Source organism: Bacteroides celer (genome assembly GCF_002632415.2).
Classification (GTDB): domain Bacteria; phylum Bacteroidota; class Bacteroidia; order Bacteroidales; family Bacteroidaceae; genus Bacteroides.
This window is the reverse complement of sequence record NZ_CP178209.1, coordinates 924,516-948,321: the sequence shown is the minus strand read 5'-3', so window position 1 is coordinate 948,321 and position 23,806 is coordinate 924,516. Positions and strand designations below refer to the sequence as shown.

Here is a 23,806-nt window from a genome sequence, read left to right as displayed (position 1 = left end):
TTGGGTTATTTATGCTTGTTGTCCGATTTTTCTTTCCACACCACTACTCCCGCAGGTTCAAGGCGTGCACTGCCAATCAGTACCTCCGCCTCATCGGGAATGACTATTTCCTGAATGTCCGACGTATAATTCAAGGCGATGTAAAAACCGTCACGCCATTCTTTCACTACTCCGTACGGCAAATCTTCGGTCGATACGCCTGCTTCTGTATATACACGACGTACCACCTCTTTTTCCAGTTTGCCGTCATCGGTATCCGTTCCGATATAAGTGACCGTTCCCTTACCCAGTTTGTGGTGTATCACGGAAGCGGCTCCTTTATAAAACTGGTCTGTATAGACAGCCCACACATCTGTTCCGGCAGCCGGTGTCAGTACGTCTCCCCAATTATTCCAGGCAAATTCCTTACCCTCGAAATCGATCTTTCCGTACAGATTGTGTGGCAGATGGTCATAATACAGGCTATTTATTCCGGCCAGTTGATGGATCGGAGCAGCCAAAGGAGCCTCCCACAGTTTGGCGTCACGGTCTTTCTGACCGGTACGGCAAGTCAGGATCAGATGTCCTCCCTTCTTCACATATTCAGTCCAACGTTCCACCAGCTTGTTGTCAAGCAACTGATAGGCAGGAGCTATCAAGAAAGGATAACCGGAAAAATCCTCTTTCTCCGAAATCACGTCTACCGGAGCTGCAAAAGATTTTAGCAGATTGTAATATTTATGCACGTGAGCCATCGTCCGCCATTGATCCGTCTGCCGCTGAAACTCCATTTCCCAATAATTACTCATATCGAAAAGTAAACCAATACGCCGGGAGGCCAGTTGACCGGGCATACGATTTTTCTTATCGTAGGCGGCACGCAGTTTTTTCATCTCCTGCGTAATGCGTACATATTCTTCACCGCCCGGAGAAAGAGTTACTCCATCAGTCATTATCATACCGTAATGATATTGCTCACTGCCTTTCAGAGGTTGACGGAAACGGTAATTGCACACAAACTTCCCACCACCTGCAAAGACGTGATACACCCACATACGGATGGCACCGGGTAAAGGTTGGGGGTTATACACTCCCCAGTTCACCTGCCCGGGTTGGAGTTCCATAACTCCAAAGGCTTTACCTACGCGATTACGGAACTGGTCGTTTGAGAAACCGAGATCTTCCGGAATACCCATCCGGAAACCCTGGCTGCCTATTCCCTGATTATGTCCGGTCACCAGATAGCGGGTGTAGGTCAGGAAGTCCGGATGATCGATCCGTACCGGATCGACCGGATTGAAAATAGGTATCAGGTTGGTAGTGATCCATTGGTCTTTGTGGATATGCCGCCGAAGGATGTCTGCCTGCATATTGACAAAGCCTGCCAGTTCATCCGCCATAAAGCGGTTCAAATCGAGCATGGCGTGAGGATTGGCCTTATCAGGTACTTCCTGCTGGTTGGGAAGGCGAACCTGCTCGAAGTTCTGATAGGTTTCACTCCAGAAAGAGGCACCCCAGGTATCATTCAGTTTGTCAATAGTGCCGTATTTCTTCTGTAACCAGATACGGAATTTGGCTTGTGCATTTTCACTATAATCTACCACCCCGTAGTGTCCCGGTTCATTGTCAATCTGCCAGCCGATAACAGTGGGATTATTGCCATAATGTATTGCCAGGCGGGAAACGATATTTTCCACATAATGACGGTAGCGATCGCTACTCCAGGAAGCGTGCTGACGTCGTCCGTGTTGAATGGTCACTCCATTATCCCGTTGAATCAGTATGTCGGGATATTTTTTCGACAGCCAGACGGGAGGCGTGGGGGTAGGTGTACACATGATTACTTTCAGACCATACTTCTCCGCCAGAGAGACTGCACGATCCAGCCATTCAAAATGATATTCTCCCTCTTCCGGTTCCATCATAGACCAGGCGAACTCTGCAAAATGGGTGAATTTGATGCCCATTTCCGACATTTTCTTCAAATCACGCTCCCATTGGGAGGAATCCCATTGCTCGGGATAATAGTAAGAGCCCAAAGCAAACAACTCTTCCGGAGGAAAAGACTTATCGACCGGAGACTGGGAAAAGGATGATAATGAAAACAATAAAGTTAAGACAAATAGGAAATTCTTCATGAATATTATTTTTAGAATCTATATGATAAGACATTTCTGAAAGAAAAAGCCACATTGCTATTTGTATAAAGAGGTCGTGTTTCGGTGAAACCCGGCCTCTTTATCTTATGTAACACTAATACCTATGTCAGACTATTATCTCTTTGTAAACGTACAGGTATTTGTATTCATATCCAGTTTGACATGATATATACCGGCTCTGAAATTATTTCCCGGTCCGAAGTTCTCTGTTTCCTTCCATTGATCTCCATCCCAATAACCGCCCCGGGCTATTAAATCACCTTCAGATACGATGGTCACATCAAACGAAGTAATTTCATTATTCCAACCTTTTCTTTTATAAAATCTGAACATGAAATCGTTGTTCAGAAGGAGGTTAGTTTCATATACACGATCTCCGGTCTTCACACAACAAATAAAGTCTTTTGGATTATCCCATCCCCAATTTCCAATGTCATCGGGAAGGAGTCCGCTGATTCTAGGATGGCCGAAGGCAGCTCCAGTTATCCATACTGTTTCCGGGAATTCCGTATCGGTCGTTTTCTCTACATATATAAGTTCTCTATCCTTATTATATGAAATCCGATACTTACCGTCCGGAGCGTTAAACTTATATTGTCCATTTTCATTCGTAAAGTATTCCGGTTGAAGCATATAGTCCAGATAACTAAATCCTTCGAAATCGACCACTTGTCCTTTCGTGAGGTTTAACTCTACAGCGATATAGCTTGGATTAGTAGATTGAGTCAGTTCCGTACCATTTATTTTATAAGATTCCGGTCCAAGTTGTCCTTCATCCACCTTATCAATAAACATACATATATTCTTATTCAAATCTATCCGGACACGATATACTCCCGGTGTGAAATCCGGTCCGGCTACAAAATCACCGGTAAAATGTCCGCCACCAGTGCCACCTGTTGCCGGATCACTGTAATACCATCCCTTACCCAATAAATTAACAGGTTGCGTATTGACAATAGTACTAGCCAGCTCACCTCCCCAAGGACGTTGTTTGTAGAATTTAAACTGGAAATCTTTAACCAGATAAAGAGTGGTTTCAAAAATATTGTCTGCTACCTTCACACACTGGAATGCATCACTCGGCAAGTTGAAAGTCCATGCACCGACAGTCACCCGTCCGGCTTGAGGATGTCCGAAACTGGATCCGCAAACCCATAACCCATCCGGATAATTTACCGAGCGGTTTTCCAGATATGTCAGTTTGTTTATCGGATCATAATACAATTTATAGTTTCCGTCTACTCCTATAAATGTAGCTTTATCTTTTGTTATGTTTTCAAAGAAATCCGGTTGAAGCATCTTTCTCACATCACCAAAATTGCTGAAAGTCACTTCATCACCTTTATGAAGTTCCAAAGCAATGCCCAGAAAAGATGAAGCCTCTTCTAATATACCCATTTCCTGACCGTTAACCAGGAAAGATTGTTCTTGAATATTCTCATCTTTCGCTTCAAAAGCACAAGTGTTATTGTTCAAATCGAGCGTGATAAGATAAACTCCGGGTTGGAACAGCGGTCCCGGAATAAAATTTCCTCCCGTCTTTCCGGCAACCAAGAAAGGGGTAGTTAGAGTGATATTATCTTCGGGAAGAGTAGTGATCTCATTGTCTCCCTCTCCCCAGCCTCTATGCTTGAAAAACTTAAATGAGAAGTTATTAGCCAGATAGAGAGTCAGTTGAAAAACATTGTCGGCATTTTTATAACAATAAAGCACATTGTTAGGTCCGTCCATACTCCAACCGCTTGTGGTAACCAGCCTCGCTTGAGGATGTCCCCAATTGGCTCCGCAGAACCATAATCCGTCCGGATAGGTCGCCCCGGCTTTTTCTATGTACAAAAGCTCATTAGCAGGATCATAAAGCACACTATAATCAGCCGTCTCTCCTTTGAAACGGGCCTTATTTTCGGACACATATTCAAAGTAATCCGGTGAAAGAATGGATTCTATTTCGTCAATCCCCGAAAACTCGACTTCCTGTCCTTTTTCCAGATGAAGCTTTTTTCCCTGAAAATTAGAGTAAATCTCTTCATCCAACACTTGACCTCCTACAGAAAGAGGAGAGGCAAGTTTCCATTCCGGCCATTGATCCCATTTCTGTACGTCATCACTGCAAGATGCCGTTAACAGCAACAGAAGGACCGTATATATATAATATTTCATAATGCAGTCATATTAAGATTATACATTTATTTTTTATATGCTTTCAGCAGAGCTTGATAAACTGTTTCGTTCACCTTCACAATACAGCCGTGTCGTGCGCCGGGTCTGTCCGTACCATCCTTTACATTAGGTCCGGAGAAAGTACGTTCTTTCCATGGCCCGTCCATAGAGGTCGACTGAAACAAATGATACCCATAAGGTTTGGCTGCATAAGATTCCGCATAAATAAACCAACCGCTATGATTCGGCCGTTCGATAAAAATAGGTGCTTCACGCATCATATCATTCGGAGTGACAGGTGCTCCCGGATTGGTATAAGGACCAGTCAGATTGGAAGAGGTGGCAATACGAACTGTTTTCCCTGTTTCCGGGGCAACAGCCGGATCGCGTTCGTCTTTCATAATCGCATAATAAACACCGTTTACTTTGCGGATAATAGCATCGATAATAGCCATATTCTCATCCGTACCGGTAAAATTGAATAATTTCTGTGGTTCCGTATAGGTCTCGAAATCCTTTGTCAACACATAGAGAGTGCGCATACTGTCCCAATCGTCCTTATCCGGGTCGTTGCAGGCATGCCAGCTTATAATGTACTGTTCGCTATCCTTGTCATAAAACATTTTGGGTGCTCCCCAATAATAGGTAGTATAGAATCCCTGTGCATTACTACGATTAAAAATCATTTCATTCAACTGGGTAGATGTCCATGTCACCAGATTTTCCGAACGCCACAAAGCCAGCGGATTGACTGCAATCATATAGAAAGCTCCGTCATGTCCCTGACAAATATCAGGATGTCCAATGTAAGCGCTATTGATAATCCGGCCTTTATTCAGTGTTTCCCAGTTGATGCCATCCCGGGAAACAGCATAATATAACTTTCCATAATTTGCATTAGTCATGTGGGCGAACAAATATCCGCCATCAGTTTCCACCGGAATTTCTTCTCTGCCTGTTTCTGCATCATCCGAACACGACCAACTCATTAAAGACAATAATAGACCAATTATATAGTAACTCATACGTTTCATATCTTTTATTCAGTTAATAGGTTTAATTTATACTTTGCTGCGCTTTGCTCTTATCCTCCGCCCAACCCGGACGTTCCCAAGTCTGCTTCAGCTCTTTTCCATAAGAAATGGCCTGTTCGACTGCATAGTTAGGAATCGGCATGTATTGATGCGTCGGCATTATGCCTTTTGCCTTATACATTTCTTGCGCGTATTTATTAAAGCGGATCAAGTCAATCTTTCGATTACCTTCATAGAAAAATTCATGTCCCCGCTCTATCAGAATAGCGTTTAAAAAAGCGTCTTTTGTATTGGTTGTCACACTCGGCAAGTCCGACAGCCCGGCTCTTTTTCTCACCTGATTCACCGCATTTATAGCAGCTACGGAAGGTACAGTTCCTGTTTTACGCACTTCCGCCTCTGCATACATCAATAATACATCGGCCCATCTTGCCAAAGGAATATCGGTACCCTGGAAAGTAGTCATCGTCTCCTGCGGGAATTTATTTATAATATATCCGTTCCATCTCACTCCCAGATTATCTTTGTTGATAGCGACACCATTCTTATCCTTATAACTGGTTACAATGGTCTTCAGACGACCGTCGTTGCTTTCGAAAGCATCGTAGTATTTTTTATCCATACTGAAAGCCTGGAGCCATCCGCCTCCCATTGGAAAAGGATCCCCTTTTGCCACATCAGAAGGCAAAGCCCACATCAGGAAAGGATTCGCATTTCCATGTTTCGGGTTACCATCGGCAGCCGGGCTACAGCTGACAGCCATAATCATTTCTTTATTGAATTTATTGGCATTCTTAAACAGGTCAACGTACGGAGTACTTCCGGTTTTAAACAAATCATATTTGCCCGTATTGAGTTCATTATACATATCAATCGCTCTCTGATAATAACCTTCCATGTGTTCACCCTCGTTCAGACAGTGTTTCATCAGGCAGAAACGGGCATAGTCACGCGTATAGCGTCCCAAATCCGGGGCTACTTCGGGAGCATTCTTTGCGGCAAATTCCAGATCATCCGTAATCCATTGAGTCATTTCATCCAAAGAAGGACGCACGGTATTCGACAACGCTTCCGGATCAATTACTTTTTCGGGATCCAGGATTACCGGTACGGGACCGTAAACATGCAACAGGAAGTACATCATCAATCCACGACACAAGCGTGCTTCTCCAAGTAAATTATTCTTCTTTTCTTCTGTAAGAGCAGTCAGGGGAGCTTTTTCCAACGTTCCAATCACTTCAGTCATACGGGTTACCTGGGCTGTTTTCGGGAAATGATTCAAGTTACCACCGTCGTCTACATTTCCGCGCCAGTAATAAAAGCAATTACTATAATCTCCTTTACTAAGGCGTTCCCAGTCTGCACCTACTGTGGTAGCAGGCGCACATATATCAGAAGCAGAATCAAACATACGCACCGCTCCTCCAGACTGTATATGAATACCATGTTGCAAACCACCCGAACCCATATCATACGTCCAAACCGTAGTATAAGGCAGGTAGCAAACCATCATATAGGAAACATACTCTTGCTCTGTGGAAGGATATTCTCCCTGTAACAAAGCTCCGTAAATATAAGGATCAAAATTATTCTCACAACTACCGAATAAGAGTTGCAAGGAAACAAGCATCGGTAAAAAGAACTTCTTTTTCATACGACATAATTTGTTAGATTTCATAGCTTGAAGTTTAGAAGGTTAATTTTGCACCTATTGAATAAACTCTCATTTGAGGATATTGTCCTCCGGTCAGATTCGAAGAGGAAGTGTTGATTTCAGGGTCATATCCTTTGTATTTGGTAAAGGTCAAAGGATTCTGAAAGTCGACAAACACACGTATTCCTCTAATATACCCTTTAAATACGGATAATTCTTTGGGACCCAGGTTATATCCCAGTGTGATGTTTCTCACACGCACATAAGAGGCATTTTCTCTTGTATAATCAAAGCCCAGATTTTCGGGTAAAGCCACTGATTTACTGATTGCGATACCCGGGAAATGTCCGTTCGTGTTTGTCTGGGTATTCCAGATGTTATAAGAATAGATACCAACATTGTGCGCATCCACTCCTCTGGAGAGATTTCCGGCATCTGCACTATAACTATATGCGTCATTCCATTTCTTTACACCTAATTGTCCGTACATAAATATATCCAGATCAAAGTTTTTCCATGTAAATGTATTGCCAAAACCAAAATACAATTTAGGAAGCATGTTATCCATGTAAGAGTCATTCACGTCAATAATTCCATCACCGTTTTTATCTTCGACAATAGGATAACCCGGCATACAGGCGGCAGGTCCCAATGAACGTTGCGATTCGGGCATATTACTCTTATCCACATCGATAATATCGGTCGTTTTATAATAATAGAATGCATTCATCGGTTCATTTTTCCTTTTCTGATATTTTTGATAATCATAGTTGGGCATACGTTCTATCCATACCGCGTTATAATGGGACATTGTAATTTGAGAGGTCCATTTGAAATTATGTGTCTGAAGATTCAGCGAATTCAAGCTCACATCTACTCCGGTACGTTTATAATGTCCTCCATTGATAGGACGTGTTCCGTGCATTCCCAATAATTCAGTCGGTGCTGTACCCAACAAATGGGTTACGTCATTACGGAATATATCTACACTACCCCAGATTCTATCTCTAAGAACGGAAAAATCCAATCCGATATTTTTCATAACCGTCTTTTGCCAGGTTACATCTTCATAGTTGGCACCGGACAGTATGTAAGGAATATAGGTGACCGAATTATTATTAAACTGAACATCTTCACGGGTAGTTGTTACAATACCATATAGTGTTGTACCTAAGTTATCACTACCTGTTTCACCGTAACTGGCTCTTAATTTCAACATATTAATCCAGGAGATATTCTTTATAAATGATTCTTCATTCATTTTCCATGCAAGAGAAACAGATGGAAAGAGGGCGTATTTCTTACTGGGAAAGAATTTATCCGTACCGTCACGGCGCAATGAAGCGGATACTACATAGCGTCCGAATAAGTCGAAACTTCCTCTGACAAACTGTGACCTCTTTTCATTCTTATATTTATAGGAAGTCGGATAAAAAGGACCGTCTGCCATACCTACGCTACTTCCCTGTATATGGTCATTGGCATTTTCATAAGATATATCCGAACCATCGCCACTATCAAGATAACGTCCCATACCGGCCATCAAATTCATATCTAATAACTCTCCAAATTTATGTTGGAATGTCAATGTACCTTCGAGAGTGCTTTGCTGCCTTTTTCCATATCCTAAGTTTCCTCTGGATTTACGTTGCAATGCGTAGTAAATATCAGAAGGAATGTAAGAATCACGAGAGGTATTTTCCTTATTCAAGCCATACAATACTTTGGCAGAAAGCATATTCTTGATAATATCGACATCCAGTGAGAAGTTCATGTAGTAACCATTTTGCTCGGATTTGTCATTAATATCTTGCATGGAAACGGGATTAGGCGTCCGGCTGAATACATTATATTGTCCTTCGGCATCGTACACGGGAAGATAAGAGGGATAGTAGATTGCTCCGAAAAGTGCCCCGGCTCCCTGATCTCTTAAGTTTCCGACATCTCCGCCGACAGTAGAGTTCGTGTAATTATTCTGATTCAAGTTGACAATTGTTGTCAGTTTCAGGAAATTAGTCAGCTGGGATGTGATGTTTGTACGCAGGGAGTATCGCTCCATATCCGAATTATAAACGGTAGCGTCTTCTTTATAGTAGTTAACGCCCAGATAGTATTTAAACTTTTCCGAACCACCGCTAATCGTCAGATTATGATTGGTCACTGCACCTGTTTTCAGTACCTTATCCAGCCAATCCGTAGTCGGGGCATTGGCTATTTGTGTCGGTGTAAAGATAGGTGTCCATTTATCGTCATAAGCGGCATTTCCATAAGGATACTGGCCTTTGTCATATAAATAATTCTCTTTACTGAACACATTCACCATGTTCATCAGTTCGGGTCCGCTCAATACATCCAGGTAAGGATAATGTTTTTGCACGGAATAGCTTCCTTCATACACGATGGTCGGTTTTCCCTCTTTTCCTTTTTTGGTAGTCACCAGAATAACACCATCCGCTGCTCCGATACCATAAATTGCTGCAGAAGCATCCTTCAGGATTTCAATGGATTCAATATCATTGGGGTTTAATCCGGCCAGTCCGGCACGATTGACGGAAGAAGGAAGTGACGTACTTCCCGTGCCGACTTCAAAAGAGCCGCTAGGCATAACTACTCCATCCACCACATATATCGGTGTACCACCTCCACGAATGGAGATATTAATACCTCCTCCCGGCTGGGGACTGGCAACGGTTGCCTGCAAACCGGCAGCACGTCCCAGCAACATTCCTGAGATATTGCTAGTAGCCGCTTTGGATATTTTTTCTGTTTTTACGGTAGCGATAGAAGTAGTCAGGTTTTTACGGGAGGTTGTACCATACCCCACCACTACCACCTCGTCCAATATTTGCTGATTTTCAGCCAAGGTGACAGATAAAGATACCCGGTCGCCCACCTTTACTTCCTGTGTCTGATAACCGATATAGGAGACTTCCAATACAGCTCCCGGTGACACTTCCAGAGAGAACTTAGCATCCAAATCAGATGCGGTTCCGTTGGTTGTTCCTTTTTCCTTGATGGTAGCACCGATGATCGGTTCACCGTTGGCATCGCTCACTGTACCTGTGACTTTACGCTTTTTAGTGTCTTTAGAGGTATTCTGCCGCGCTTGCCCTTTTTGGACAATAATATTCTTGCCCTTTACCTCATAAACAACTTCTTGCCCGTACAATATCTGATCGATAGCTTCATTCAATTGTTTTGCCTTTACACTTACAATCTTCCTGGTATCCAGGTCTCCCACTTTATATACGAAAGAATATCCGCTTTTATTCTTCAATTGCGTCATTGCTTCTTTCACTGAAACATTATTCATTTTCAATGAAACGGCCTGGGCTAGTATTGCTATGTTAAGGCAAAAGAGAGCCACGACCATTAATATGGCCTTCTTCCTGTAATTCATAAAATAAACAAATTATTTAATTAAAACTTGAATAACTCGTTTTAAAAGAGATGTATTTTGCTAACTTTGCATAATCTCTTTTGAAAACATGCTCACGTTTGAAAGTTGTTGAAGAAGAGATTCAGGAGCCGGAAGATGTTCGAGATCTTCCGGTTTTTATTTTTCTCTCCTTATCATTCACTAAAGACTATTCAGTATTATTTCCTTTACTCATATTCTTCAATTATAAGGTTAAACAATCATAGTATTATAATCTCTGGTAACCGGTTAATAGATAGTTATATTGCGCTCTTCAATTTTATATTGTATTTTCTCTGTAGATGCCAACGCATCCAACACTTCCTGAATACTTTGTTCCCGACGGACGAAGTTTCCGTAGAACCGGAATTTATTTAATGAATCATTAGCTATGTGGATATTCACATTGTAGCTACGTTCCAGTTCTTTCACGATGTCCGGCAAAAGTTCTTCATCAAAAAACAGATAGCCATCCGTCCATTGGGAGGCATTGGAGGCTGTGACCGTTTCTACGGTCATCAATCCGTTCGCTTTGTTTAATATCGCTCTCTCGTCGGGTGCAAGGAAAGCTTCTTTCTCTTTTTTCAGTAAATTATTTAATTCCACTTTCCCTTCCAACAAGGATACTACCACTTCGTGATCTTCCGGATAATCGCGGAAATTAAATTTTGTTCCCAATACCTGCAATTGCAAATCTTTAGTCTTTACAAAGAAAGGGAGTTTCTCATTCCGTTGGACTTCAAAATATCCCTCACCTTCTAATTCTACTTTACGGTTATCTACTCCAAAGCCTTGTGAGTAGGTCATTCGTGAACCGGCATTCAACCAAACCAATGTACCATCAGGCAAATAAAGTTTCGTTCTTGATCCTAAAGGAGCCTCTACGGATATATCTGCAAAAGTGTCTTTTACATTCACTCCTCCCTGCCAATATGAGAAGCATCCTACTGCAAGTATGACTGCGATAATCGCGGCATAACGCCACAACGCCGACAAACGGAATTCCTGGCGAGGAGCTTTCTCCACTTGCTTCCGGCTCCCGATACGATTCTTAAAGGTATCGAATGCCTTGTCTTTATTGTATTTCGACGCGGCTTCACGGCTCACGGCAGAGAACCAGACTTCCCGTTGCTGAATAAAATAATCCTCATTTTCAGGTGATGCAGCTATCCATGCTTTTAGTTCGGCTAAAGCATTTTTGTCCAAACCTTCGGTCAGATAGGTTGCAATCAATTCATCAATATGTTTCTTTTCTTCTTCCATTTTTCTGCGTTCTATAAAGGAGACAGTAGATTTTTAATTGAGGGTAGTCTAAAAATGACTTTTTTTCGTTTTTACCCGAAAAAAAATAAAAGTAGAGTAATCAGATATTTACTTAGATTCGTTTGTAAAGATGCTAATGCATTCTTTATATGATACTTAACCGTATTGACAGAGATGCCTAACTCTTGAGAAATTTCTTCGTATGATTTTCCTTCAAAACGGCTTTTATCGAACACGCGACGACATTCGTTCGGCAATTTGTCAATGGCTTTATATATTTCCTCTTCCAGTTCACGCTCCAGCAATGTCCCCAACGGATGCGAATCGGATATCGTCATTTTATCGTCTGTTATCTCATCGGGCATCAGAGATGAAAACGCAATCTCGCGCTTTTCCCATTCTGAATTAAGATAGTTGATACAACGATTACGGACGGCTCTCAACAAATAGCTACGGATGGAAACGGAAATCTCCAGCGTTTCACGAATCTCCCATAAATGAAAAATGGTATCTCCGACAATGGTTTCCGCAAGGAATTGATCTCTTACATAGCCACTCGCGACATGACACAGCAGAGCATAGTGACGGTCATAGATGTATTGATAGGCATCTTCGTTACCTGTCTTCAACTGCTCTACTATTAAAGTTTCAGTATGCTCCATGAATGTATTAGTCGAGTTAATGGCACAAATTTAGAGAAATTGCAGCAGACTACCTAATATCCATATTAATATCTTCAAGGACATCATACACTGTTTTGCCGATCCTATCATTATATTGTTTATCAGTGGGGACATACTTGCCATCGCAACAACCAAAAGCAGACTGAATGTGTTGTTGGCACGCTTCATTATAAGACCTTTCAGAACACAATCACGCTATGCACTCTGCCATAATGCTCACTTTCCTTACTCCTGTATTAAAAAAACTTTCCGCAGACAGTAAAGAGAAAATTGGTCTGGCTATGGCTACTCCTGTAACTGCTAATGTGAGCGACATGGGAACTCCTATCGGCACACTTCTCAACGTATTGGCACATACCATGCATGGGCATAATTCAGCAAAAGGATATGGAAAAAGTCAGCATAATCATGGAATTAATCGAACTAATACCGAAATTTACTTTTGCCAAAGCAAACCTCCAATTACAATAAAAGATTTGTATGCCTAAGTAAAAAATCCACATTGATAGAGGACATTCTCCAGTTAAAAGTATAAACTATCAAGTTGCCCTCCATCAAAGTGAAAATTAATCAAGCACACATCAACTGTTACACTTGAATATAGTAATTAATCTTTTGTATTACATATAATTGCCTTCTTAAATTTAGAAGATATATTCAGCTTATCATTCTTTAATTGTGCATCACTAATATACATCTCGCGTGGATGAATAATCGTATTTGTTTTATGAGCATGGAAGACAATTTTCAAATTGCCTTTAGTATCATAAAAAAAAGAATGATGTCCCGTACCGACTAATTTTCCAGGACGATGAAGGATGGGGTTATTTGGACTTTTCTTCCATTGAAGATTAGATAAATCATGTGTAGTTGCGTAACCTACCGCATAATCAGAACTTCTATAATCATTTGCAGAATAAGTAAGATAATAGACCCCATTATGCTTTAACACAAAAGGACCTTCAATAATACGTCCCATTTTATTCTCCCAAGGTTGAGAAACACTAATACAATGTTTCCATGTTTCTTTAGAAGCTATTTGTTGTAAATCCGAAGAAATTTCTGCCATCCAAATATTGTTTCCATCATTAAAACGCACAAAGAATATGTAAAATTTACCATTGTCGTCAATAAATAAATGATGATCAATACATCCTTCATCAGGAATAATGGGCTGAACTTTCTCTTGTTTGAACGGCCCTAAAGGAGAAAGCGATGTTGCTACACAGATTCTAGTATTTGCCGAATAAAACATATAGTACTTATTATTAATATAATACACTTCTGGAGCCCAAAAATCCGACTGTCCCCATACATCAACACCTTTTTGAAGGACTAGATGATTCCCTAGTGGGGTATCACCTAGCGTCCATTTTTCCAAATCTTTAGAGACATACACCTTAAACCCTTCCTGACTAGAAGTTCCATAGGCGTAGTACATTCCATTACTACATAAAATGAAAGGATCTGCTAAGGGAATTCCTTTGCTATTTTTATGCGCTTCTATATTCGATAGTATCAGAATTAATCCTAATGCTATCATTACAATACGCTGTTTAGATATTTGATTAGTCATAAATTTACTATTTTATATCATCTATAATTAACATCGGCTTGGAATATTTGCTATCCACTACTAACGAACCCATAGAATCAAAATTCGCATAACTGATATACATATGTCTTGGATGTATTTCAGATAAACTTTTATGGGCATGAAAGACAATACATAAGTTACCTTCTGCATCAGAAAAGAAGGAGTGATGTCCTGTGCCAACTAAATTATTGGGATTTTTTAAAATCGGATTGGAAGGGCTTTTTTCCCAATTCGGATTAGACAGATTAGTAGAAGTCGCATATCCTACACCATAACTTTGACTCTGATAATCATTAGCTGAATAGCTGAGATAATACTTACCATTATGTTTAAGAACAAAAGGCCCCTCAATAATACGCCCCATTATATTCTCCCAAGGCTTCGAAACACTAATACAATGCTTCCATTCGCTTTTCATATCCCTAATAGATAGTAGGTCATCATTCATTCGTGTCATCCATATGTTATTCCCCGAAGTTATACCATCCGGTTCTATGAAACGTACGAAAAATAAATAAGGAGTACCATCATCATCAATGAACAAGTGATGGTCTATACAACCTTCATCGCTAATTAATGGCTTTACTTCCGATTGAATAAATGGTCCTAGTGGAGAGTCAGAAGTCGCCACACAAATTCGAGTATTTGCCGAATAGAACATATAATACATTCCATTTTTCTTATAAACTTCTGGTGCCCAAAAATCAGATTCCCCATACACCTGGTTACCTTTCTTAAGAACAAGATGATTTCCTAAAGGAGTCTCTGCTAATGCCCAATGTTTTAGATCAGTCGATACATATGCCTGAAAACCTTCAGAACTAGAAGTACCGTAAGCATAATATGTATTATTATCATATAAAATGAAAGGATCTGCTAATGGTATAAGTATTTTAGCATTAGAAGCAGGAGGTAGCATATTCTTGGTCGGATCATATTCAGAAGCACATGATTGCAATATCATTATCAACAATGTTGTTGCAACATAAAATATTGAATTAATTAAAAAGTTGATTTTCATAATCGATATTATTTTATAGGATTAATACCATTCAAAAAGATAATGTTAACTATAATTTCATTCTCTTATCTACTCCGCTAGTTGAACATTCACTTCAGATAAAGAAACTGTTTTATTATTTGACTGATGTCGTTCGGTAATGCTTATTCGTAAATATCGGTATGCATTCTCTTTATTCCATTCTACATTAAACCATTGCAAAGTCCCTTCTTGAGCATACTTGGTACCTTGTTCCATTGTTTTGGCAGGCATTAAATCTTTATAGTCATCAGTTCCCCACATTCCGCAATAAGCAGAATAGTTATCCATATCTGGTATAAGTTTAGTAGCACCGTCCACTGCTCCTTTTATATTAACTGTTTTCACATTTTGATTCCAACCATACCAATTCTCTTCGTTATTTCCAGCAGGCTGAACTCGTTGAGCTATACCTACTTTTGAAAGTTTAAGTGCTTCACCAAAATCAATAACAAAAGTGTACTGTTCTCCTTTAGACAGAACTCCTTTATATCCTCCATTACTTCCATTCCCGTAATCAGGTACATTATATGCAGAGTGCCAATAAGTAAAGAAATCCCCATCCAAAATCGCTTCAATGCCTCCTTTGCCAGCATCACTATTAGGATCTACATTTTTCATGTCTGTATTGCAGAAATAAATCTTCCATCCACTCCGATCTACTGTATTTGATATTATCAAATAAAATATACGGTCAGATAATGTCAACCGATTATCACTACATTCATTTATTTGTAGCGGCAAAATACAAGTCTGAGCAGGAAGCGATTTTCTGTCAAGAGTGATGTTCATCGTTGCCAAAGTACTCCCTTTATCAAAAAATAATGTTGCATCATTATTATCTCCTAAAAGATAGCCTTCATTTAATAATAAAACTTTTTTTCCTGTTTTATTTTCATACTCGGTTATTAGTTCACTAGCATTATCTGGCACTTTTACATTACAAGTAAATGCTTCCAACTCTTCCTCAACATTACTCAATTGCAAGTTCATACAATATATAAAATCTGTTGGAGATGAATTATATTCAACCTCCTCATTTGTAAATGAAATTGTCGGAAGCAATGACGTTACCTTTAAAATCAGAGTGTTTTTAAAAACATTAGTATCTTTACTTCTTAACTGGATAGGTAAGACCCAAATTTTATCATGTGAAAGTTGACTGACCGCTTTTGTATTAAAAGTAATATTGGTAGTCTTTGAAGTTTCACCAGCCGCAAAAGATATTTCTGTTTTTTCTAAAGAATAGGCAGAAGGCGGAATTATACAATACTCCACATCTTTTTGTCGATTATATACTTCCATTTCTTCGTCATTCATGATCGTAAGCGTACCTGTAGCTTTCAAATCAGGATTGCTACCACTCTTCAATATAATAAGTGGATAGGAATATGTGTCATGTAATGCAGACATTGTTAATATCTGCTCTCCATTTTCCTTTATTAGAAGTCCTTTATGATATTCTTCAGGAAATAAATTGGTAAAATCATATTCAGAATCATTACAAGCAAACAAAAGTATTATTATGTTGAAACATATCAAATTATATATTATTTTTTTCATACATCTACATATTTAAAGGATTAATATTCGGGGGCTTGTACTAATTGTGGATTACTATAATATTCATCAATATATATAGGCAGTAAATACATACGATCACTCCACTGAAATGGTTGATCTACTTTAATTCGTTTATTGAATTCTTCCATGGAAGGATCTTTCTTTTCTATAGCATTAAGTCCCTCACGTACACCACTTTTAAATACTTCCGGAGCTATCATCCAGCGTCGAGCATCGTAATATCTGTGGCCTTCCCCCCATAACTCAATAAAACGTTCGTTATGTACCCAATCCATAATATTCATATCACGAGTAATGTCACTGCCCTCTAATGCTGCAATTCCAGCTCGTTGACGAATAAAATTCAAATATTTTATAGCATTTTCTTTATCATCTAAGGCTGCATAACACTCCGCTATATTGAGATACAATTCTGCAAGACGAATAAACATTGTCGGGTACTTATTTAAATAACCAAATGACGGTTTATCTGCATTTAAACCAGGTTCTATATATTTTTTACTAAAATATCCAGTTACACAATTATCACGATTATATAGTCCCTCGTTAAAACCTTGCAAATTGCTATTTCTAGCTTCTATAATTAAAGGTGAACCATTAGCCAGTTTTGAACTGTATTCGTCTCCATCAAATGAAAGCCATGCATAAAATCTAGGTTCACGTTTAACATTCAGATTAATAATATTTTGATGTCCTGGAATATTAGCAGAATTAAACCAATCGGCTTCATTGGTAAATTGATTGTCAAATTTAGGCAGTTTGCCGTTTTTAGTATAAAAATGCTCTACAGTATATAATAAAGGGTTTCTACCGGAAAAGCCACTTTGCCGTACTCCATTTAACATTACAATGTAATGAGGTAGACTCTGCTTAAGTATTTCTTGATTTGTGTAAGCCCCCCAAATACATTCCGCATTTCCTGCTGTTTCAGCAGCTGTTAACATATATCGAAGCATAACTACCCTTTTCTTAAATTCGTCATCATCTATACCGGGAATATATGGTAATGACACAGATTCGTTATTGCGTATCTGTTCAGATTGAACCAGATTAAAGAGTTTTCGTTTTCCTTCATTTTCAGCAAAAGTTAATGCTGTTAAAGAAGCTTGTAAAGCATCTTCCCATTTTTTTCTATCATAACTTTTACTTACAAGTTCAGTCCCATATCCCGGAGTCTCATAATTATTATTTTTCCAATCTTTAAATGGAAACGAACCATTCCATAAAGGAGAAGCAGCATAAAGTAGCACTCTAGATTTTAGAGCTTTACAAATAGTAGAGGTAGCTCTTCCTAAATCTGCAGTTTCTACAGTAGCAGGTAGGTTTTTGGCTGCTTCATCTAATCTATCAGTAATATATTTTATACAATAATCAAAGTGAGAGCGTCCAGGGAGTGATGTAGTCGAAGTGTTTTGGTCCATCCAGTGAGTAATGATAGGTGAGGGACCATAAGCAGCTAATACCCTAAAATGATAATATGCATCAAGAAATATGGCTTCTGACTTCCAACGGATTTTGTCAGAATCCGTAACTCCTGCCGGACTTAAATTTTCTAGACATTTTATAAATAAGTGCACTTGCCCTAAATTATTATATGAGGTTCTCCATATATCAGAACTCCAATAATCACTATTGCTGTATCCACCACTAGCAGGTTTGAATGTACTTGAGAGAAGATTCCATGCGGCACGTTGTCCTGTATTATCCCATAATCTAGGATGAACGAATTCATCAGCCGAAGCTTCAAAGCCACGTCCGTCATTCGCACAATTCTCCTTCACTCCACTATAGCAAGAGTAAAGAAAGCCTAAGGCTGCTTCACGATCCTTCATAGTGTCATCTAGGTCTGCTGTTTCAGGAGGAACTACATCTAAATAACTACAAGAAGAAAAAAGACATACCGATAATACTATTTTCATGAAATGTATCATAAAACTATTTATTATTTTCATACGAATATATATTATAATGAGTTTTAAAAATTGAATTGTACTCCAAAGTTGAATGTGCGTTGTAATGGATATGAATTCCAGCTTAGTTCAGGATCCCACAATTTGAAAGGACTCCACACCGCTAAATTATCTCCACTTACATAAACACGACAAAATGGGAATTTATATCCAAATTCGAGTGTTTTAAACCGAAGGAAATTTCCATTTCTCATCCAATAAGTACTGTTAACGGTATTATTGGAGGTTTGTGTTTTCGATATTCCTAAACGAGGATAAGTTGCGTTCGGGTTTGGATTACTTTCTGACCAATAGTCATCTGCAATGAACTGCATTAAATTTCGATCACCATTACCCGCATCAGAACCAAAAGGAGTTATTCCGCTAATCATAATGGTTCGTTTAGCAGAACCATTGAAAAACATTCCAAAATCAAAACCTTTATAGGTCAAATTCAATCCTAGACCATATTGAATACGTGGTGTATTTCCATACGGAGAAATCATTACCTGATCTTCCGGGTTAATAACCCCATCACAATTAACATCACGATATTTTATATCTCCAGGCATAACTGTACTTCCTAAATTTATTTGACTAGGGCTAGTGTCAATATCTGTTTGACTTTTGAATAAGCCTTCTGCAATATAACCGACTGTTGTACTTAACGGTTTTCCAGTCTCCGTCTGCCATATATAAGGATAATTAGGTTCGTCTTTATTTACATATTTATTTTGAGTATAGGTAAAGTTCCCACGAAGGTCTATGAACAGATCTTTAATTAATTCTTTTTTCCAATTTATGCTTATTTCGAATCCTTTATTGTCTACAGCACCGATATTACTCCATGGAGTAGCTCCCCAATATCCCATAATAATAGGCCAGGAAGCTCGTCTCATCAAGATACGATTACGGCGATCATAAAAATAATCAAAACTTACCCCTATTTGTTCTAATATATTCATATCTATGCCTATATCTAATTTTTTCACACGTTCCCATGAAGCATTTTGTACTGCAAATCCACCAAATGCAGGTCCATTTCTAAAAGTGTTACAATTAGCTCCTGTATAGAATCCTCCTCCACCTCCTATCGTAACCTGATCCACATATAAAAAGTGAGGTGCCCCAGCATTACTGCCGGTTTCATCACTACCAACCAAACCATAAGACCCTCTTATCTTGAAATAATCTATATATTTACTAATTGGCATCCAGAATTTCTCATTACTTGGCACCCATCCTAATGAAACAGCGGGAAAAAACTCAAAACGATTTCCCTTATCTAAACGTTCAGTGCCATTGTACCCAAAATTGAACTCAGCCAGATATTTGTTTTGAAAATCATAAGTAAATCTACCAGAGAACCCTTGATTACGGTGAGGTAACACACTGTTTCTATTCTCACGTTGCATATACATCAACATACCGGATACAGAATGATCTTCAAAACGTCGAGTGTAATTGATACGAGTATCAACGTAAAAAGTATTGTCCGTCCAGCGATCTATTTGAGACTGATCAATATAATCACTTCCTGTTGGTCCTACAGATTCTACTTCATAATAATTCGGATCATCAGGTGACCAGCTTGATTCAATCACCTTATAATAATAAGGAGTAAGAGTTCGAGTAAAAGCAGTAGTGGAGTATGCTTTCAGATTTATAAGTGCAGTAATACTCAACCCTTTAGTAATAAAATCTAATTTTTGATCTACATTTAATGAAGTATTGAGTGTTGTATAATGACTTTCTTTATAAGTAGACAACATATATGCATAGGGATTAATGTATGTTTCTGAACCTGTCAAAATTACATTACCAAATTTGACATGAGGATCTCCCGGATTAGAAGGATATTTAGCGGGAAAAGTTACAGGATTAGCATTATAAGTTTGATAAAAAATATCACTAGTAGAGTTAGAGGGACCAGTGTTAGTTCCAAACTGAGCATTCATACGCAATCCCAATTGGGTTGTAGAGGTAATCTTATAAGCGATATTATTTTGAAAAGTATATTCCCACTGGTTGATATTGTTATCAAATGAGAATGTTTTGGGAATATCAAGTAAACCCGTGTCATGATTGGCCTGTAAGCTCATGTAATAGGTCACTTTAGATCCTCCTCCCTGTAAATTAATATTAGCACGTTGGTTAAAAGTATATTCCTTAAACATTAGATCATACCAGTCTACATTTGGATATACTGCGGGATTGACACCATCTTTTGTAAATTGAATTCGTTCATTACTATATTTAGGAGTAGCACTCGGATTTCGACTTAACTGTGCTTCATTATAAAGTTGCATCCATCTTACGCCATCTACATATTTCACCTCATTAACAGGCTTTAATAAAGATGTTTCAATAGAAACATTAATGTTCGCTTTAGAGTTTTCCATACCACTTTTGGTTGTAACCAACATGACCCCATTAGCACCACGCGCACCATAAATAGCAGTTGCTGAAGCATCTTTTAAAATAGAGAAACTTTCAATTGATTCTGCCGGCAAGTTATTCAAATCTCCTGATGAAATTTCTATACCATCCAGTAAAATCAAAGGAGTGGCACGTCCTCCAAATGTACTCACTCCCCGAATATAGAAATCCGAAGAGGCTCCCGGTTCACCTGTTGTAGTCATTGCGATTACTCCAGATAGTTTACCTGCAAGATTAGAAGTTAATGAAGAAGTTGGAGCTTTTAATATATTACCACGTATAGATGTGATAGCCCCTGTCACAGATACTTTCTTTTGTGTACCTGCTCCTACAATGACAACCTCATCTAAAACTTCATTATCTGATTTCATTTGGATGTTGAAGAAGCCCAAATCGCTGACATTAATTGTCTGCTTTTTATATCCTATATAAGATACTTCCAATTGAGTGTTTTGGGGAACAGATAACGTAAATTCCCCCTCTAAATCAGTAACCGTTCCTTCCAGAGTTTCCTTTATAATGATACTTACTCCAATTAGTGGTTCATTTGTTTCAGCATCTGTAACCTTTCCTGTAATAACTCGTTTTTTGTTATTCTTAGAGATTATTTCGGTTCTCTTTGGAGATAATATTATTTTTTTATTAGAAATTACATATTGTATATTTGTTGAATATAACAGTTTATTCAAGATTATGCGAATGGAATTTTCATTCAAATTCATATTAACTTTATGTGAGAGGCTGATGATATTTTCATCATATACAAATGTATAATTTGTCTGCGATTCAATTTTTTTCAAAGCTTCTTTTAAGCTAATATTATTTAATTTGAGTACAATAGTCTCTTGAGCATAGCCTGTATAAGCAAATAAGGGTAATAAATAATAAATTACTATCATTAATGAAATTTTCCATTTTATCCTATCTGTCAACTTTTTCAATGTAATCATAATACTAAATTTTAATGAATGGATTTTATTTATTGGTTAATATTAGTCTTCTCCTTATGTTTTCATAAGGAAAAAAGAAAGGTTATGGACCCATAATACGATTTGTTATTAATACTTTATTAGTTAATAATTTCTATATTATTATTATCAATAAAACGGTATTTGAAGTGACTTATATTAGATAGTAGTATCAAAATATCCTCTATAGAGTCTTCTTTACTAATAGTTAGCGTATACAGTTGACTATCAGGTATCTTCGAAGAAATATGAATGTTTATATTATACCATTTAGAAAGATGGACAGCTACTTCTCTTAAAGAAAGTTGATTGATAGACAGGTTATTAGCAGCCCATATTCCTTCTAACTGAGCCCCAGCTTCTATTTTCAAATTTTCTGTTTTTTTATTATAGAGTGCTTTTTCTCCTGATATCATTTTTCGTACTCCTTTAGGAGTATTAATAGAAACAGAACCGGACAATAAGCTGACAGCAATTTCATTTTGTTCTCTATAAGCTTCCACATTGAATTTGGTACCATGTACTATTACCCTAATTTCATCGCTATTTACAATAAAAGGGCGCGAACTATCTTTTGTTACATCGAAAAAAGCCTCTCCTTCTAATTTCACCTTTCGTTTACTGTCAAATGGAGTAGAAATGTATGTTAATTGCGAACCTGTATTTAACCATACAATAGAACTGTCCGGTAACTGCAATTTGTTTTTTTCGCTAATTGCAAAGTAAGTTCGATGTATATTATTTAAGTGATACCATTTTACGGCAACATACCCCCCGCTTCCTAATAATATAACTAACAAGAAAGAAGCTGCCATTGCCAACCAACGGAACGAATTTTGGGGATTGAATTTCTTTTGTGGCTTAGAAGCATACATACGTTTTTCCATTTGCTTCCATAATTCATCCGCATTGGATACATATTCGCTACCAGCTTGCATTAAAGTCAGCCATAATGAATTCAGTTCTTTATATAAGTTTTGATTTTCTGCATCAGATAGCCACTCTTTTAATAAGAGTTTTTCTTCTATTGTTGACTCTAATTTAAAATCTTTGATTATGATTTCCCAAGGGATAATTATATTCTTCTTCATACAAATTCCTTTTATTAGTTAGACTTCTAAAAAGAACTTACCCCCCAAAAAAAGAAAATTATATTTTTCACCATAAATAAGAATATGCCTCCCCAAGGTGTTTTTTTATTTTTTTTAACGCTATGGTTATTTGGTTCTCCACAGTCTTTTCAGAAATATCCAATGAATAAGCTATCTCTTTATTAGTTAAATTATCGACACGGCTTTTTTCAAAAATTTTCTTACATTTTTCAGGTAATAATGATACAGCTTCTTCAATCAGCCGAGATAGCTCTTCCATCTCCAAAAAAGGATAAGCTTCTACAGACTGATCTAAAAGATTTAAATCATCAATATAATTTAAATTCTCATTCTTATGAAGAAATGTATAAGCTTTATTCTTAGCTGACTGGAATAAATATGCTTTTAAAGTGAGCTGTATCTGTAATGTTTCCCGTTTTTCCCAAATATAAATAAAAAGGTCCAAAGCCAATTCTTGTGCTTTTTCTCGATCATGGATATAGCACATAATGAAACGTTCTATAGAATCTATATATTTGTAAAAAATACGTTTGAAAGCTGTTTCATCGCCATTTCGAATCAGTTTCAATAACAATATATCATCATCTATACTTTTCATATGCTATTAGATTAATTATATATTTTGCAATAAATCAGCACAAAGATAATGCTTAATTCACTTAAACCTAATTTATTGTTCTTGTTTTGGGATTTTTATAGACATGTTGTGAGTTTTGGATTTCGTATACTTTTTAAGAGATAACTAATTAAAACGCAAGTTATAAA

Annotated in this window: 15 protein-coding genes; 1 reads left to right on the top strand and 14 read right to left on the bottom strand. The window is 38.1% G+C overall.

Going from position 1 to position 23,806, the window contains the following annotated elements; genetic code table 11:
• Window positions 1-5: 5 nt before the first annotated feature.
• From CJF29_RS03395 to CJF29_RS03365, 7 genes are all read right to left on the bottom strand, one after another.
• Entirely contained in the window at window positions 6-2,117 is a 2,112-nt protein-coding gene (locus CJF29_RS03395; protein WP_004327203.1) for a beta-galactosidase, read from the bottom strand.
• Between the two features lie 135 nt (window positions 2,118-2,252).
• Window positions 2,253-4,301 carry a DUF5125 domain-containing protein gene (locus CJF29_RS03390; RefSeq protein WP_099146850.1) on the bottom strand — a complete coding sequence of 683 codons (2,049 nt, stop codon included), beginning with the start codon at window positions 4,299-4,301 and terminating at the stop codon, window positions 2,253-2,255.
• 26 nt (window positions 4,302-4,327) lie between these two features.
• A complete protein-coding gene (locus CJF29_RS03385; protein ID WP_004310635.1) occupies window positions 4,328-5,326 on the bottom strand; it encodes a family 43 glycosylhydrolase in 999 nt (332 codons plus the stop codon).
• Between the two features lie 31 nt (window positions 5,327-5,357).
• Window positions 5,358-7,013: a RagB/SusD family nutrient uptake outer membrane protein gene (locus CJF29_RS03380; protein ID WP_099146849.1), complete on the bottom strand. Its 1,656-nt coding sequence runs from the start codon at window positions 7,011-7,013 to the stop codon at window positions 5,358-5,360.
• A 10-nt stretch (window positions 7,014-7,023) separates the two neighbouring features.
• On the bottom strand, window positions 7,024-10,389 hold the full coding sequence (locus CJF29_RS03375; protein ID WP_099146848.1) for a SusC/RagA family TonB-linked outer membrane protein: 3,366 nt from the start codon (window positions 10,387-10,389) through the stop codon (window positions 7,024-7,026).
• Window positions 10,390-10,656: 267 nt separating this feature from the next.
• Window positions 10,657-11,670 (bottom strand): FecR family protein, encoded by a 1,014-nt coding sequence (locus CJF29_RS03370; RefSeq protein ID WP_004307061.1) that lies wholly within the window; start codon window positions 11,668-11,670, stop codon window positions 10,657-10,659.
• A gap of 71 nt (window positions 11,671-11,741) precedes the next feature.
• Complete coding sequence (locus CJF29_RS03365; protein WP_004327200.1) at window positions 11,742-12,332, bottom strand: RNA polymerase sigma-70 factor; 591 nt, start codon at window positions 12,330-12,332, stop codon at window positions 11,742-11,744.
• A gap of 218 nt (window positions 12,333-12,550) precedes the next feature.
• On the opposite strand from CJF29_RS03365, the gene CJF29_RS03360 reads away from it, so the two are divergent.
• A complete protein-coding gene (locus CJF29_RS03360) occupies window positions 12,551-12,841 on the top strand; it encodes a hypothetical protein (protein WP_413544521.1) in 291 nt (96 codons plus the stop codon).
• Between the two features lie 119 nt (window positions 12,842-12,960).
• Here CJF29_RS03360 and CJF29_RS03355 read toward each other — a convergent pair whose 3' ends face one another.
• From CJF29_RS03355 to CJF29_RS03325, 7 genes are all read right to left on the bottom strand, one after another.
• The gene (locus tag CJF29_RS03355; RefSeq protein ID WP_099146847.1) at window positions 12,961-13,929 is read right to left on the bottom strand and encodes a glycoside hydrolase family 43 protein; all 969 of its coding nucleotides are present in this window, start codon (window positions 13,927-13,929) and stop codon (window positions 12,961-12,963) included.
• A 7-nt stretch (window positions 13,930-13,936) separates the two neighbouring features.
• Window positions 13,937-14,971, bottom strand: coding sequence for a glycoside hydrolase family 43 protein (locus CJF29_RS03350; RefSeq protein ID WP_099146846.1), 1,035 nt, complete (start codon window positions 14,969-14,971; stop codon window positions 13,937-13,939).
• 69 nt (window positions 14,972-15,040) lie between these two features.
• Window positions 15,041-16,552: a DUF1735 domain-containing protein gene (locus CJF29_RS03345; RefSeq protein ID WP_099146845.1), complete on the bottom strand. Its 1,512-nt coding sequence runs from the start codon at window positions 16,550-16,552 to the stop codon at window positions 15,041-15,043.
• 20 nt (window positions 16,553-16,572) lie between these two features.
• Window positions 16,573-18,525 (bottom strand): RagB/SusD family nutrient uptake outer membrane protein, encoded by a 1,953-nt coding sequence (locus CJF29_RS03340; RefSeq protein WP_099146844.1) that lies wholly within the window; start codon window positions 18,523-18,525, stop codon window positions 16,573-16,575.
• Between the two features lie 23 nt (window positions 18,526-18,548).
• Window positions 18,549-21,911, bottom strand: a complete 3,363-nt coding sequence (locus CJF29_RS03335) for a TonB-dependent receptor (protein WP_176553147.1) — start codon at window positions 21,909-21,911, stop codon at window positions 18,549-18,551.
• 119 nt (window positions 21,912-22,030) lie between these two features.
• Window positions 22,031-23,020, bottom strand: a complete 990-nt coding sequence (locus CJF29_RS03330; RefSeq protein ID WP_099146842.1) for a FecR family protein — start codon at window positions 23,018-23,020, stop codon at window positions 22,031-22,033.
• Between the two features lie 67 nt (window positions 23,021-23,087).
• Window positions 23,088-23,639 carry an RNA polymerase sigma-70 factor gene (locus CJF29_RS03325; protein ID WP_099146841.1) on the bottom strand — a complete coding sequence of 184 codons (552 nt, stop codon included), beginning with the start codon at window positions 23,637-23,639 and terminating at the stop codon, window positions 23,088-23,090.
• Window positions 23,640-23,806: the final 167 nt, after the last annotated feature.